Genomic DNA, 14,698 nt, shown 5'->3' with positions numbered 1-14,698 from the left:
TAATTTTCTCAAATGTTGGGTAACGATAAATATAATAAACGTTGCTGACCTGAGGGGCAGCTATGTTTTGTTATATAGAGTGATAGGACGTTTTTTATTTTATACATCACCCTAATTTTTAATGATTTTTTTGGTGAACTCCCCATTGTTAGCTTTTATTTTAATAAAGTATACTCCCTTTTGAAGCCAAGAAACATTTAATTGTTTTTGATTTTTATTCGATTCGATATTTTTAATGATTTTACCTTGAATATTATAGATTTCAGCTGATTTAAAACCATTTTCTATATTTAAAAATAAGATATCTTTAACTGGATTAGGGTACATTTCAGATATCTGAATTGAATCTGAGTTCCCCTCCATATTTTTATTTAAGAAAAATTTAGAAGCGTTATTTTTGTTTGATAATGCATCCGATTGACCATCTTCATTGAAATCTCCTACATACTTTGGTGGATCTCCGATGTTGATAATGTCAGTTTTGCCATCGCCGTCTAAATCTCCAAACATTAATTGTTCCTTGAGTTTACTAGAACCATTTATTCTAGTACGAACTCCTGTACTAGAATAGGTTATATACCATTCGGTTCCTGTGGTTTCAAAATAATCAGGAATGGTATCCCCATCAAAATCCATAATTTGGAAATCAGGATTAATAATATTACCCGTATTATTATTGTCAATACCTGTATAAAAATTACCATTTGAATTAAAATATGAAATTGTATAAGTATCACCAGATTTATAAACCAAATCATCGATGCCATCTCTATTCCAATCCTTAACGAAAAGACTACTAGTAGTTTTATGGGAATTCCCCAATTTTATCCATTCTGAAATTCCTCCCCATGAAATCCACCAAGAACTACCATTTCCTTTGAAAAAATCAGATTTTCCATCTCCATTAAAATCACCAATCAAAAATAGCTCATTCATATACGGTTTAAGTATATTCCACTTAGTAATTCCTCCCCATGAAATATACATTAACTTCATGTCATTTTGTTCGAAGTTATTTTCAGAAAGTGTTATTCCTCTTCCATTATCATCATTTTGGATAACGAATATCTCTTCTTCATCTGCCAGACCTAAATCTATGCATCGTTGATCGGCTTCTGGAGCTGCATGTCTTTGATATAGAAATTGATATTCGGCAGCATTGTTTGCTGTAGCAAATTTTCTCGTAAAATGATTGTTATGAATTGTTGCGTTTTCAGGTTCACCAGCAATACTAATATTTGGATATCTATTACTGATTGAATTGTGATGTGCTATATCGGTTGCAAAGTGATTAAATGCTATTTCTATTATTCCCCCTGCAGCGAAGCAGTCTTGGTATCTTTCTTGGCATATTGAACTTTTTCTGCAACCATGCATGTCAATTTCATGCATATTCTGGGAAGTTCTATTTGTTAGAAAAAGATTTCTAAGAATGTTATATCCGCTATTAGGAAAACCTCCGCCTGCTACTGAATGTCTATTATAATCAAATATGTTTTTATAAATATTTAAATACGTATTATCTCCTACATAAATACCATATCCAAGACCGTTTGTCATATTGCGATGTATAAAATTATTATGGATGTTAATATTTTTGGCTAAATCTATATTATCTACACTTATCCCAATTGTCCAATGTGAGATTTCACAATTATCAATAAAAATATTATTCGCATTATTAATTTTAACACCTATGTTTTTTGAAGCCCCATCACTTACATGCGATTCTGGGTTTAAAATAAGCCCTTTTAACCTAACTCCAGATAAACGAGAACCATCTTTTAGAATGAAACCAGTTTTATTGATATTAGATTCGCTTACTGTAAATCTTGCTCCTTTTTTACCTTCGATACCTCGCATTCCAAAAATGGTTACGCCATTTGGTATTGTTACAGTCGAATCAAGCGATATAATCTCATTATCATTTATGTTTATTAAAATGACTTGACCTGAAGTAGCATTTTCTATTCCATTCTTAATAGTATTAAAATCAGAACTATTAATAGTTAAATCAAAAGAATTTAGCATTAGCTCATAGTTTCTACCTCCTCCATACGGTCCATAAAAGTTTTGAGAATAGATATTGCAAATAAGAAGAGAAAAAGAAAAGAAAATAATAATGTTTTTCATTAATTGAATTTTAGAAATGTTTTATTTTGTGAAATGTCCTATCGGTTAATATATGTGTCGTAGCAGAGTAAAATGTTACCGAGTTTTTCGGTTTTTCTGCACAGTGATTGCTCTCTTTTCTTAATTACGAGTGCTGTGCTACTCCAAAATAACTAGATCTTCCACTGAGTCATCAAACTGCTATGATCACATATATCGTGTTGGCAGTAGTATTTTATTTTTTAGTATTACCATTTTCATATTCCACACTCTTTTCCAGTTTTCCATTTTCATCAAAATATAGCCAAGTTCCTTGAGCCTTTCCACCGTTTTCTGTCTGTCCAATACTTTTAATTACTCCATTTTTATGGAATTTGATTTTTTGACTGTAGTTGTAAATATCCGCACTTCTAAATGATTTTATAATTCCCTCATCGTAAAATTCAATTATTACACCATCTTTTTTTCCATTGTTTGTTTCATACAAGTATTTAGGTCGGAATGTATTTTCGTTAAGCAATAATCCATAACCATTTAGAGTATCATTTTCATAATGTTTAAGTCCTACAACATTTTCGTTTTGGTCAAAAAGATATCCATTACCACTTTTCAGTCCGTTCTTTGTTAGAATTTTAAATTCCTTGGTTCCGTCTGTCCGAAATTTTACTACGCTATCAATTTCTTCCGTTTTAATTGATTCGGTTACTTTCGATGCTTTTTTATGGGGATTTTCATTACAACTTAATAAAGTCAGAATGATTATGATATGTAAAAAGATTCTTGTCATATTGTTGCCAACGGTCTAGTGTATGAGTAGTAGCGGATTTCTACTCACTAACTTTTCAGTTTTGTACTGACCTTTGTTTTATATTTTATCTTTCGTTTTATCACTTAAACCGCTATTACTTATACACATTGTTGTACGCTGGCTAATTATAGTAAGTATCAATGCTTCGTATTTGTAAATATACTTTATGGAACAAAATGAAACAGTAAATACCTATGTTATAAATACTTTTCATAATACTATTCGTTTTCTATGATTTTGATTGTATCCATCACAAAATTTAGTGTGCTTTTTGAAGCTTCCAATTGATTAAAAGTACCTGCTATATAAGTATCCAATTCTATACAATACCATAAAAAAGATGCAGTACTACCTGTATGACCTAAAAGAGTAAAGTCGCCATTAAACTCATTAAAATCTTTAAGTGATACTTTTCTAATCCCATATCCATACTTTGTCCCTATCGATTCATTAACCCACTTCTGCATTTCTATGCGTGTATTCACCTTTACAATTTTATTAGCATTGAATGCTTGAAAAAATGTTATAAGGTCTTTGGTATTAGAGACTAAACCTCCACCACCCCAATCTGAACTTAAACTATTTATTAATGACAGTTCCACATCGGCGACATAGAATTTAGATATACTACGGGTATTACTTAGAGGTAATGATTTTAAATTTATATAAGAATTATTCATACCTAATGGTTGAAAAATATGTTTCTTTAAAAACTCATCAAATGAATTACCGCTTATGTTTTCTATAATCAAAGCCAAAAGGACATAATTTGAATCTGAATAGCGATACTCATCACCTGGAATAAAATGAGGTTTCATCCTTTCTTTAGTAAATTCAAGAACTTCCTGTGGCGACCAAATCTTATCTGTATGAATCAGTAGTTGGTTTATAATATTAGGGCTGCCGTCAAAAGTTTGGTCTGTGAAATAGTCTGGTAATCCTGATGAATGATTTAGAAGGTGTGCTATTGTAATTTCTTTAGTATAGTCTTTACCTTTAAAATAGTGTAGTTTGTTCCATAAAGCTTTGGGTAAATATTTGGTAATATTATCCTCAAAATTTAATTTTCCTTTATCCCTAAGTAAACCTATAGAAGTAGCAGTAAGCATTTTTGTTATACTTGCCGTGTAAAAAGGATTATTGATATTCAAAGAATCTACTTTTGCATTTTTACTTTCTACTAATTGGATATCAATATTTTTTGATTCCGAATATATGTGAAAGAATACATTTTTAATAGACTCACTTTCTAATTGAGTTTTCAATCTTGTCTTAATCTTTTTATTTAAAGAGTTTTGACCAAATACAATTGACGATAGGCTAAAAAGAAAAGCAATAATTAATATTATTCTCATATTTCTATTTTTTAATTGTCTATTATTAAAAGTGTTACAAAATTTCTCGTTTTAGGTATAATTGTTATTTGACTAATTTTAATATTGAGACCAATCAATACTTTTTAAACAAATTTCAACCATAAATGCAAAAATTAGAGAGTTAAAATCCAAGAGTTATAATCTGTATGAATTTAGATGACCTCTGTTTATAAAACCATACTTTCGGTATATAGGCGCACCGAATTTAGATGCTACTAAATGAATTTCATTACTATGATTTTTAAGTGCATTTGCTAACAGATGTTCCGTCATTTGCTTACCAATACCTAAACCTCTCATTTGCTTTTTAGCTCCAATCATATGCAAGCCTGAATCTCCGTTTTTATCCAAGTAAAGTATACCGCAACTTACAAATTGTGCTTTGTGCTGCCCTATAAATAACTGGGTATTTGGGTCTTTTATTAATCCTACTATTACTTTGGGATGAATATTATAACCAAAAGCGTTTGATGCAATGCTTGAAAATATATCAACACCAGTCTCATCATCTACTCTTATAATATTAGGACTCTCTTTAAACAATATATTAGAAGATACTTTAACTGACATACCTTCTACTACAGATGTCATATTGAAGTGATTTTCAATTAGTACTGGATTGATTACATCATCTGCATCTAAAGCAATAGCATTGGGTATACTACTTTTCAAAATTTCAGTTTTGAGTTTAGTAATACTGTTATTCTGAATATTGAATGTTTTTGATGGCCAAGTACCTTGGCTTGGTAAGAGTGTGGTATATCCATCATATTGATAAATATAACCACCTACCTTACCTAAATTTGCCCAAAACTCAAATTGATGCTCTATTGGTCTTGATTTCATAACTATACTAATTGAATAGATGATGCCTCAATTAATGCAGCAGAATCTTCGTAGAATCGATATTCTTTAATCATCTCATCTTTGATTATACATAGTTGTACCCAATTGCTATTAAATAACTTCCCTGAACTTTTTACAAGGTGTGAAAACTTACCTTTAGCAATAACCAAATTACCTTCAGCTTCAACTACAGTATCTACCGTAAACTCTTTAGTTTCAAAAAGTGCTACTATATTTTTTAAGAATTGCTTCGCTTCTTCACGTGTGCGATATATACCGTGTAATTTCTCGGTAGAACGCTCTTCTTCTTTAACACTAACGATATAGGCATTTGGATGAAAAATAGTAAGCACTTTGTCTAAATTGCCACTTGTAAACGCATTGAAATAAGATTCTACAACTTCTTTATTAGTTTTCACTGCTTTTGTGTCGTTGCTAATAAAAGCATTAAATGCTTTATCAAGTTTTTTAAACTCTAAATCATTTGTAATTCTTTTAGTGTTTACATCAAAGTTACTTTCAAAACTACCTAAAGAATACGTTGCTTTTAGTTTTCCTCCCCATAAAGGAACTAATTTAGCTAATAGACCTAAATGTGTTCTTGCGCCTGTTGCACCAGGTGATGTACTTAACAATAGTACAGGTTTGTTATCGAAGAATTTTTGAGTGATCACCGATAGCCAATCTATTGTGTTTTTTAAAAAAGCTGATGGCAAACCATTATGCTCTGGTGATGCTATGATAAAACCTTCACTCTCCTGAAAAATTTTATACAGTTCTAAAATAGTATCAGGTATGCCACTTGACTGAATTTTTTGAGAGTAAATGGGTGCGTCAAATTTCTTTAAATCTATAAATCTGATATCATATTCTGGATATTTGTTGATTACAGACTGTACTAATTTTTCGTTAATCGAATCTGGATTATTACTTCCAGAAAATGCTAAAATGTTTTTCATAATAATTATGTTTTTAAATTGTTATTTATTTTAATGCTTCACCGAGCTTTCCAATTTTGAAAAGCCATTTTTTACGTTGCTCTAAAGAAGAACTTTTTATAGGGGCTAAATAGGTCGTTTTTACGGGCTTAATACCACAAAACTCTAATACACCTTTTTTCATATGATTAATCACTGGCTTTTTCATAACCAAGCTATGATACCAGCTTACCGTATCTGATGTTATGACCATTCTTGAAGTTTTTCCTTTTAGTAATTTATTTGGAAATACTTTTCCTTTCTGATATTTGAATGTTACACCTGGTAAGAATGTTCTATCTATAAATCCTTTTAATAATGCTGGCGTACCGTACCACCACATCGGGAAAAACCAAACGATGTGGTTTGCATCCTTAATTTTAGCGATAGCCTCTTCTAAATCTGGTTCTAAAGGGTAAGGAATGCGATACCCATATTTTAAATTAGGGTCGAACTTTAAATCTATTAGGTTTATGATTCCTACTTTTGCACCTGCCATAATTGCGCCTTTAGTATAACTTTCTGATAAGGCCCAGTTGAAACTTTCTTTGTCTGGATGACCATTGATTATTAGTATATTTTTCATTTCTGCTGTTTTAAATTAGTATTGAAATGTTTCCGCGCTTTCTGCCTGTATCAACATAAGCGTGTGCTTTTTGAATATCTTCTAAAGGGTAAGTTTTATCTATAAATGGACGGATTGCTTGATTTTCAACCATTCTTTTTACTTCTTCTAAAGACGCTTTACTTTCTTTAGTGAGCATTTTGGTTGTTAGATATTTACCGCTTTTAAAAAGGACAGTTTTTGCCTCTACTTTACTTATTTTACCAACGGTATCAAAAACAATATCAAATGCTTTGTCTGTTTTGGTAAAATCTTCTTTTGTATAATCAGTAACTGCATCTGCACCAAGCGCAGTTACCATTTCTATATTTCGACTACTACATACTCCTGTAACTTCTGCGCCTAAAAATTTTGCAATTTGGACTGCATAACTACCAACGCTACCAGAAGCTCCATATATTAAGATTCTTTTACCCTTATAAGTCTCTGCCTTTTTTAATAAAAATAATGCTGTCATTGCACCAATAGGAAGCACTGCTGCTTGTTTAAAATCTAAATTCGTTGGTTTAAGTGCTAATGCTCCTTGTTTCCAGAATTCGGGTACTGCTATAAATTCTGTATATGCACCTGATTTAAGCATTGATGTTGTTCCAATGACTTCATCACCTATTTTAAAATTTGAAACTTTTAGCCCAGAATCAACAATAATTCCTGAAAACTCGTGACCCAATATTTGTTTTTTGGGTCTAAATAATCCAAAAATTAATCGTGCAGGTAACCAAACTAATGGTGGAAAATTAGATTCTCGAAGACGTACATCACCAGCAGTAACGGAAGTTGCTATTACTTTAATTAAAACTTCGTTAGGCTTGACTATAGGTTTAGGTATATCCTTGAATTGAAGTACTTCTGGACCTCCATATTTTTTATATACTACCGCTTTCATGACTTCTGGTTTTATTTTAAAACTTTATTCTGTAAATGTCTTTTATGTAGCACTGTAAATCGTTCTGAATTACTTTTCAGAACTTCTTTTGTACTTATATTTTTCGCATTAGATAAATCCAGATTATTCTGGAAATTCTCATATTAAAAGCAGATAAGAGTAATAATGTTAATCCTATCCAAAAGATTATTCTCATATCGTAAACCGACTCAAAAAATAACCTTCCTAAAATGAAGACTGCTACAGCTTCTGCTATACCAAGTGCGTAACTCACATACATTGCACCAAAGAAAAACCCTGGTTCTTTTTCGAATTTATATCCACAATTCTCACACTCTTTATTCATCTTATTTGAAAAAAAATTGAAGTAGATATTCTTTTTACTGTAAATATGTCCTTCGTTACAATTGGGACATTTATTGCTTAAAATTTTACGTATCATCACATTAATTATTTAGAATTACGAGTCTCTATTAAATAGAAATCTTGAAGTTTGTTTTTTCCATAGCGCATAGCTACATTATCATCTGCCATAAGCGTTAAAAAGAACTCTAAAGGACCATAAGTACTTATTGATGTAAACTTGCGCAAAGTCCATAGGGTTAGCCTTCTTATCCAGTCTGGTAAATGCCAAATTGATGACACTTTGCCCTGTGTACTAAATGCTAATTCCGCAATCTCATTATGCGTTAGAATGTCAGGACCACCAACAGAAATTTCTTCTACATCATCATCCACCAAATCCAAACACAATTCCGCAAGGTCTTCACCGTGAATTGGATTCATTAGTTGTTCACCGTTTCCAAAGAGGTATACCTTTCCTTTTTTTGCCATTTCTAAAAAGTCTTTCATATCTGAAAAGAAACCATTAGGGCGAACTACAGTATACTCTAAACCGGATTTCTTCAATTCATCTACAAAGGCTTCTTTTGCTTCCAGAATTTTTAAGTTTCTGTGCTTATTACCATTTATTGCTGATACATAGATAAATTTTCTAACTCCAGCTCTTTTTGCTTCATTAAGCAGATTGAGATTAGCTCTGTAATCCACATCCATATATGTTAATCCGTCTTTTTGACGTGTTATTCCTATAGTAGAAATTACGGTGTCTACATTATTTGCTATACCTTTTAATGTATTAGCACTTGTTACTTCTGCTTTTACAATTTGTAATCTTGAAGACTCAAGATGTTTTAGCTTTTCTGGACTACGTGCTATTAGTACTCCTTTCAGACCTCTATCTTTCATTTCTCTTGCGATATAGCTACCGAGATATCCTGTCGCGCCTGCAAGAAGTATCCTTTTGCTATTATTTTCTGGTATCATTTTTAAATGGGATTATTTGATTAACTGTTTTGGATATACTCTTGAATACCTTGAGTCACCAATTGAAGTACTTCTTCCCATTTTGGTGTATTATCAGAGAATGTTGCATCTACATTTGCAATGATTGAGAATCCATAAGAACCGTCTGCTTCTATTTGTATATGACTTGAAACTCCTAAACTATTTCCACCGTGAGACCAATTGTTATTTTTCTTGTACCAGTATATACCGTGATTGTCAGCAAAGAAATCCGGTGTAATATTATCTTCTAATTGCTCAGTAAATAGTAATTGGTAATATTCATTTGGAAAAAGTGTATTAGATTGTCCTTTTATACCCTTTACCATATCTAGCAAATAATTACTTAAGTCATTATTCGTAGTATGTATACTACCTTCTGGGTATCCGTGATTACCATAAAAAGGTAAGGGTGTGTTCCTATCTAAATAGGGTACTGCAGTTTGAGCAAAGTCCACTTCTAACACATTAAATGTTGTGTTATTCATTTGTAATGGTTTTATAATGTTTGATTGAACATAGGTTGCAAAGTCAATTTCAGTTGCAGATTCTATAACAAATCCCATTAATGAGGTTGCTACATTTGAGTACGACCAAGTACTTCCTGGTACGACGTCGATAAAATTAGCTTCACCATAGAGTTCTCCATCCTCAACAAAATATTCTGCTAAATACTCTTCTAATGGTACTGGGTTAGTAATTGAAAGCCCTAATTGATTCACCAAAATATCAGCACCTGGTGTAGACATATCCTGATTTGGTAAGACAAAATAATTTGTTGTGATGTAGGTGTTTGCGTCATCAATGATACCCGAAGTATGGGTGACTAAATGCTTTACCGTAATTATGGCTTCAGGATTTTTAAGATTAACTATATCTACTGGAAGTAATTGATTAATAGGTGTATCTAAAGTAAAATAGCCTTGCTCAATAGCTTTTGCAGTAGCCGCTGCAACATAGGTTTTACTCAATGAAGCAATATTAATTACGGTCTGATTGCTAAAAATCTCGTCTTGTTCAATATTTTTTAACCCAAACGCATTACTATAGGTAACACTATTGTTTTTTACAAGAGTAACAGCAAACCCAGCTACTTCTTTGGCATCTAATACTTGTTGCAAATATGATGTTAAGTCTTCTTGTGTTTGAATTTCTGAAGGTGAAGGGATTTCAGAAAGTGCATCATCATCGTTTGAGCAAGCCATAGTAAATGCTGCTAATAGAATGAATAAAGCCGTTTTGATTGTGTTTTTTGTTTTGTGTAACATAACTGTTCGTTTTTTGCTCTAAATGAGCTGATTCAAAAATTTTGATGATACAAAAGTGTAGTGAAATACAAAGGCAGTCGTTCTGAAATGAAATTCAGAACGTAAGAAGTGAGATTTAGAACTTATTACATTCTAAACAGTAGAAAAATAAAATCTAACTAATTACAATTGCGATTTTAACCACTGTTTTGGTGTTATTCCTTCTACCTTTTTGAAATAGGTATTGAAAACTGTCTTTGAGTTAAAACCACTATCGTAGGCTAACCCTAATAAGGTAAGATGCTTATTTTCTGGTTTTAGTGCGATTTGTTTGAAGTGGTCTAAACGATGGGTGTTGATAAGCTCATTAAAATTGGTTTTTAGATTATCGTTAATGAACTTTGATAGTTTATTTGGGTTGATGTCTAACTCTTTTGCTAAAACTCGTAACGATATTTCAGGATTTAAATATTGTTTGGACATACTTAAAAGCCCTTCTAATTGTGCTTTTAACTTTGAGGATTCAGCATCAGAGAATGTTAGTACGGATGTATCCGTTAATTGCGGAACTATTAGGTTCTTAATTTCTTGACTTGCAGAAACACTCTCTACTAATTTTTTATATCTATTTGTTTGCCTTAATGGTTCTAAAAATGGGTCGAACTGAAAGTTGATTACCTGTCCGATTCTTTCATCTACCAAGACTTCTAAACGGTTAAGAGCTTCTTCTATTTTATTACAATGTATTAAGTAGTATAAATCCCAAAAGACCATCAAGTTTTCTGCATCAGTTAAGAGTAACCCGTTATACTCAATAGTTTGCTTATTATTAATAGCATTATATAACTCTTCAACCATAACCAAGAACTTATCGCTTAAAAACGTCTTTGCGAATACTATGGCTTCTTTCTTATTCTTTTTAAATATTAGACACGCCAATTTTAAATGTCTACTTAAATCAAAAGTTTTGTCAATTTTTAAAGAACTTTCGAAACATTTTATTGCTGTATCAAAATCACCCTTTAGGTAGAAAATATTTCCTCTTGTATAGTAGTGATTTGGTGATAACGGATTTATTTTAAGTATATGGTCAGTCTCTTTTAAAGCCTCATCAAAAAGACCATTTGCTGTATATAATTCAGCCAAAGCTTCATTAGCCTCACCAAAATAAGGATTGACATCTAAACATTGCATAAACTCCTGATACCCTTTTTTGAATTGCCAGTTACCCCAAAAACTTATGGTTGCTTTTGCGAAGTGTCCCGTATATGACTCTGAATTTAGTTGGTAGCCTTTTTCAAGATATTCATTCGCTTTTATAAGACCATCAACTCTGTCTATATGCCTCCAACTGGCAAGTATGGCATAGCACCAACCAATTGCTACTAAAGGGTCCGCATAATTAGCATCAATACTTGCACTTTTTTTATAAAAGTCAATGGCTTTCTCCATATTAACCAAATTCCAGGTTAATTGGTAATGTCTACCTTTGAGATACCATTGGTAGGCTTTTAAATTTTGAGTATGAATGGTTGATAGAGATTCATCAATTTCAATATGCCCAAAGTTCTCTCTTATCTTATCTGCAATTAACAGACTTATTTCATCTTGCAATGCGAATATATCGTCTAATTGCCTATCGAACTTTTCGGACCATAAGAGAAATCCGTTATCGGTACGTGTTAATTGTGTCGATATACGAATCCTGTCTTTTGCAATTCTAATACTGCCTTCAACGGCATTTGTAACACCCAACTCATTACCAATAATTCGAATATCCGTAGGCTTATTTTTAAATGCAAATGATGATGTTCTTGCGGTTACTTTAAGCCCTTCAACTTTTGATAGGGCATTAATGATTTCTTCGGTAATACCATCTGAAAAGTAATCGTAGCTATTATCACCACTCATATTTTTGAATGGTAATACGACAATGGATTTATTAAGGTCTATAGTATGATTGCTAATTTTATTCAATGGAAAATAAATTACTATTTGTAAAAATAGATAATTCTAGTCTTTCAGATTCATTATTGCCTCAAGCTTGCGTACAACGTTTTATATATGTGTCGTAGCAGGGCAAAATGTTACCTTGCTTTTCGATTTTTCTGCGCATTGGTTGCTAACTTTTCCATTTAGCAAGCATTGCGTCTTACCAAAAATACAACAACCATTCGATTGATTACTTAGCTGCTATGACATCATATATAGTGTTGTAAGCTGTTTATTTTTTTCTTTTCGGATTTTCACCGTTCAATTTTCCGGAAGCATAGGCATATCCAAATACGGAATTCAATTCAGACACCTCGGAAACGTACTTTTTATATAGTTCAAGATGTTTAATTGTTTCGTCAAGACTATTAGTTGTCCATTCAAATTCCATTTTATATTTAATCTCTATTGATTCAATTTGATTATTTTCATTTAGATGATATATTGATCTATAGGGGACTTCAGAGGTTTTAAAGTCATTTGCAATTTCATTTTCTCCACTATAATAGGTTTCGACTATTTTATTATCCAAATAATCATACCGGATGATCGGTCCTCCGTAAAATCCAGAGCCAGCATATGTTAATTTGTGCAACGAATTATAGAATCTTATTTCTTGAGTTCGGCCATTATTATCAATGATTTCCTGAACAAATGGAACATTTGACGTATCTGAAATATTAAATTTGACTGGATGTATAGATGATGCAGTTATCTTAATCTGATGAAATTTAATCTGTTCACTGTCAGATTGAGCAATTCCAATTATTGACTTTAATAGTAGTGCTATTAAAATATAGGTTAATTGTTTATTCATATTTTTTCATATGGCTTACAACGTTTAATATATGTGTAGTAGCAGGGCAAATTGTTACCAAGTCATCGACTTTTTCTGCGCAGTGGTTGCTAACTTTTCCTATCAGCAAGCATTGCGCCTTACCAAAAATACAACAACCTTTCGATTCGTTACTAAGCTGCTATGATCACATATATGTTGTTGTACACCGTTTTCTTTTTTATAATGGTGCAGTAATTTCCAATATAGCACCTAAAACAATAGCTAAAATTGAGATGGTTATTGTTTTATTTAATTTTAAACTACCTTTTATAGTTTTTACGCCCAACAAAAACATCAATAATCCAAGGGTTATATTAATTGCTAGAACATAATTTGGTAGCATAGTAAAAAATAGTAAATCTGTGAAATGATATAAATATACTTTGTAACAGTAGTGTATGATCCAAAGTATAGCTAAAATTATAATTATGATTCCAACAATTTTATTTTTGTTCATTTCTGATTTCTATTCTGTTATTGCTTTTTGAGCACGTTCAATAATTGGTTCATAATCAAGGTGAGAACAACCACTTTCGCTCATCACTCTTTTTCCTGTCTTTTTGTATTTTCCTTCTCCCATTTCCCAGTTGAAAACATAAAACTCTTGTTTAAAAACTTGATCTAGTTTTGAGTAATTTAAACCGTCATCATTTCGTTCAAAGTTTTCTTCCATTTCGATAACCTTTACAGGGATTCCGTTAGTTAAATAAATAGTCGTCCTAATTCGTCCATAAGAAAGTCCAATTTCTTGAACGACTTTATGAATATTGTTGTTATCCTTCCAGACTTTTAAAATTCCACCACCATCTGTTGCAATTCCTGTCAGTTCAACCCAATCGAACTCATTTATAGTAAGTTCAGAGTTCGAATCTATTGAAATCACCTTGCGATCAATTTGTTCCAGATTATTTTCTTGTCCAAATGTTAATAGTCCAATTAAGAATAATATGATAGCGGATACTTTTTTCATATGGTGTACAACAATTGGATATGTGCACTAGTACACATATTTCTATTATGTTTTTCACAAATCTAGGGGATTTCTAATTGACTTAAAATTATTTACAGGGATTTGCATGTACATTTTGATTGTTGTATCGCTTAATTTTAGACCTTTTATATCTTACGTTATCTATAAAACACCTTCTGTTGGGCCATATTGACCTTCTATTGGGCCATGTTGACCCAAATTTAGACACTGAAAGTCTAATTTTGAGTGTTGCATGTCTAATTTTGGGTGTTCAAAGTCTAATTTTGGGTGTTCAGAGTCTAATTTTGGGTGTTCAGAGTCTAATTTTGGGTCTCTTTGCTTTAATTATGGGTGTTCAAGGTCCAATTTTTCGTCTTTTTGGCCCAAAACTTCATTAAAAAGATCCAACAGGAGGTGTTTGTAGGTATTTGTAGCTGTCTTCTAATTTTCAGATTTCATTTTTTCTACCTTCCTTATCTCTTCCAACAATCTAATCTACTATTCTTCGGTATCATTGGTTTTTAAAGTGGTACGGGAACGATTAAAAAACTGTCGTAATTCGGCTACTTTTTCTGTAAAACCCGATTTTCCTGCACCTTTACTATATTGCGAATATGCATAATCATTTAATGCATCCTGATAATTATCATAATCGTGCAAAATTTTGGTGCTTTCTA

At 31.8% G+C, this 14,698-nt stretch carries 13 protein-coding genes; all 13 read right to left on the bottom strand.

Annotated features, from left to right (window positions below):
• Positions 1 to 111: 111 nt before the first annotated feature.
• Entirely contained in the window at positions 112 to 2,133 is a 2,022-nt protein-coding gene (locus DK508_RS06720; RefSeq protein ID WP_109299987.1) for a T9SS type A sorting domain-containing protein, read from the bottom strand.
• A 214-nt stretch (positions 2,134 to 2,347) separates the two neighbouring features.
• Positions 2,348 to 2,899, bottom strand: coding sequence for a hypothetical protein (locus DK508_RS06715; RefSeq protein ID WP_109299986.1), 552 nt, complete (start codon positions 2,897 to 2,899; stop codon positions 2,348 to 2,350).
• A gap of 239 nt (positions 2,900 to 3,138) precedes the next feature.
• On the bottom strand, positions 3,139 to 4,275 hold the full coding sequence (locus tag DK508_RS06710) for a serine hydrolase (protein WP_109299985.1): 1,137 nt from the start codon (positions 4,273 to 4,275) through the stop codon (positions 3,139 to 3,141).
• A 156-nt stretch (positions 4,276 to 4,431) separates the two neighbouring features.
• Positions 4,432 to 5,142 (bottom strand): GNAT family N-acetyltransferase, encoded by a 711-nt coding sequence (locus tag DK508_RS06705; protein ID WP_109299984.1) that lies wholly within the window; start codon positions 5,140 to 5,142, stop codon positions 4,432 to 4,434.
• Positions 5,143 to 5,144: 2 nt separating this feature from the next.
• Positions 5,145 to 6,101: an NAD(P)H-dependent oxidoreductase gene (locus DK508_RS06700; protein ID WP_109299983.1), complete on the bottom strand. Its 957-nt coding sequence runs from the start codon at positions 6,099 to 6,101 to the stop codon at positions 5,145 to 5,147.
• 25 nt (positions 6,102 to 6,126) lie between these two features.
• A complete protein-coding gene (locus DK508_RS06695; protein WP_109299982.1) occupies positions 6,127 to 6,705 on the bottom strand; it encodes an NAD(P)H-dependent oxidoreductase in 579 nt (192 codons plus the stop codon).
• A 10-nt stretch (positions 6,706 to 6,715) separates the two neighbouring features.
• The gene (locus DK508_RS06690) at positions 6,716 to 7,630 is read right to left on the bottom strand and encodes an NAD(P)-dependent alcohol dehydrogenase (protein WP_109299981.1); all 915 of its coding nucleotides are present in this window, start codon (positions 7,628 to 7,630) and stop codon (positions 6,716 to 6,718) included.
• A 94-nt stretch (positions 7,631 to 7,724) separates the two neighbouring features.
• Positions 7,725 to 7,976: a DUF983 domain-containing protein gene (locus tag DK508_RS06685; protein WP_160114585.1), complete on the bottom strand. Its 252-nt coding sequence runs from the start codon at positions 7,974 to 7,976 to the stop codon at positions 7,725 to 7,727.
• 104 nt (positions 7,977 to 8,080) lie between these two features.
• Positions 8,081 to 8,956 carry an SDR family oxidoreductase gene (locus DK508_RS06680; protein ID WP_109299979.1) on the bottom strand — a complete coding sequence of 292 codons (876 nt, stop codon included), beginning with the start codon at positions 8,954 to 8,956 and terminating at the stop codon, positions 8,081 to 8,083.
• Between the two features lie 20 nt (positions 8,957 to 8,976).
• Positions 8,977 to 10,242 (bottom strand): serine hydrolase, encoded by a 1,266-nt coding sequence (locus tag DK508_RS06675; protein WP_109299978.1) that lies wholly within the window; start codon positions 10,240 to 10,242, stop codon positions 8,977 to 8,979.
• A 162-nt stretch (positions 10,243 to 10,404) separates the two neighbouring features.
• Positions 10,405 to 12,198 carry a helix-turn-helix domain-containing protein gene (locus tag DK508_RS06670; RefSeq protein ID WP_160114584.1) on the bottom strand — a complete coding sequence of 598 codons (1,794 nt, stop codon included), beginning with the start codon at positions 12,196 to 12,198 and terminating at the stop codon, positions 10,405 to 10,407.
• Positions 12,199 to 12,445: 247 nt separating this feature from the next.
• Positions 12,446 to 13,030, bottom strand: a complete 585-nt coding sequence (locus DK508_RS06665) for a hypothetical protein (RefSeq protein WP_109299976.1) — start codon at positions 13,028 to 13,030, stop codon at positions 12,446 to 12,448.
• Positions 13,031 to 13,517: 487 nt separating this feature from the next.
• Entirely contained in the window at positions 13,518 to 14,021 is a 504-nt protein-coding gene (locus DK508_RS06660; protein ID WP_109299975.1) for a hypothetical protein, read from the bottom strand.
• Positions 14,022 to 14,698: the final 677 nt, after the last annotated feature.

This window comes from Aquimarina sp. AU474, from assembly GCF_900312815.1.
Taxonomy (GTDB): domain Bacteria; phylum Bacteroidota; class Bacteroidia; order Flavobacteriales; family Flavobacteriaceae; genus Aquimarina.
This window is presented reverse-complemented; position numbering and strand designations above follow the sequence as displayed.

Coding starts and splice junctions, on each gene's coding strand:
- DK508_RS06700 (WP_109299983.1), bottom strand. CDS start 6,101: ATGAAAAACATTTTAGCATTTTCTGGAAGTAATAATCCAGATTCGATT.
- DK508_RS06665 (WP_109299976.1), bottom strand. CDS start 13,030: ATGAATAAACAATTAACCTATATTTTAATAGCACTACTATTAAAGTCA.
- DK508_RS06715 (WP_109299986.1), bottom strand. CDS start 2,899: ATGACAAGAATCTTTTTACATATCATAATCATTCTGACTTTATTAAGT.
- DK508_RS06710 (WP_109299985.1), bottom strand. CDS start 4,275: ATGAGAATAATATTAATTATTGCTTTTCTTTTTAGCCTATCGTCAATT.
- DK508_RS06675 (WP_109299978.1), bottom strand. CDS start 10,242: ATGTTACACAAAACAAAAAACACAATCAAAACGGCTTTATTCATTCTA.
- DK508_RS06660 (WP_109299975.1), bottom strand. CDS start 14,021: ATGAAAAAAGTATCCGCTATCATATTATTCTTAATTGGACTATTAACA.
- DK508_RS06695 (WP_109299982.1), bottom strand. CDS start 6,705: ATGAAAAATATACTAATAATCAATGGTCATCCAGACAAAGAAAGTTTC.
- DK508_RS06690 (WP_109299981.1), bottom strand. CDS start 7,630: ATGAAAGCGGTAGTATATAAAAAATATGGAGGTCCAGAAGTACTTCAA.
- DK508_RS06720 (WP_109299987.1), bottom strand. CDS start 2,133: ATGAAAAACATTATTATTTTCTTTTCTTTTTCTCTTCTTATTTGCAAT.
- DK508_RS06685 (WP_160114585.1), bottom strand. CDS start 7,976: ATGAATAAAGAGTGTGAGAATTGTGGATATAAATTCGAAAAAGAACCA.
- DK508_RS06705 (WP_109299984.1), bottom strand. CDS start 5,142: ATGAAATCAAGACCAATAGAGCATCAATTTGAGTTTTGGGCAAATTTA.
- DK508_RS06680 (WP_109299979.1), bottom strand. CDS start 8,956: ATGATACCAGAAAATAATAGCAAAAGGATACTTCTTGCAGGCGCGACA.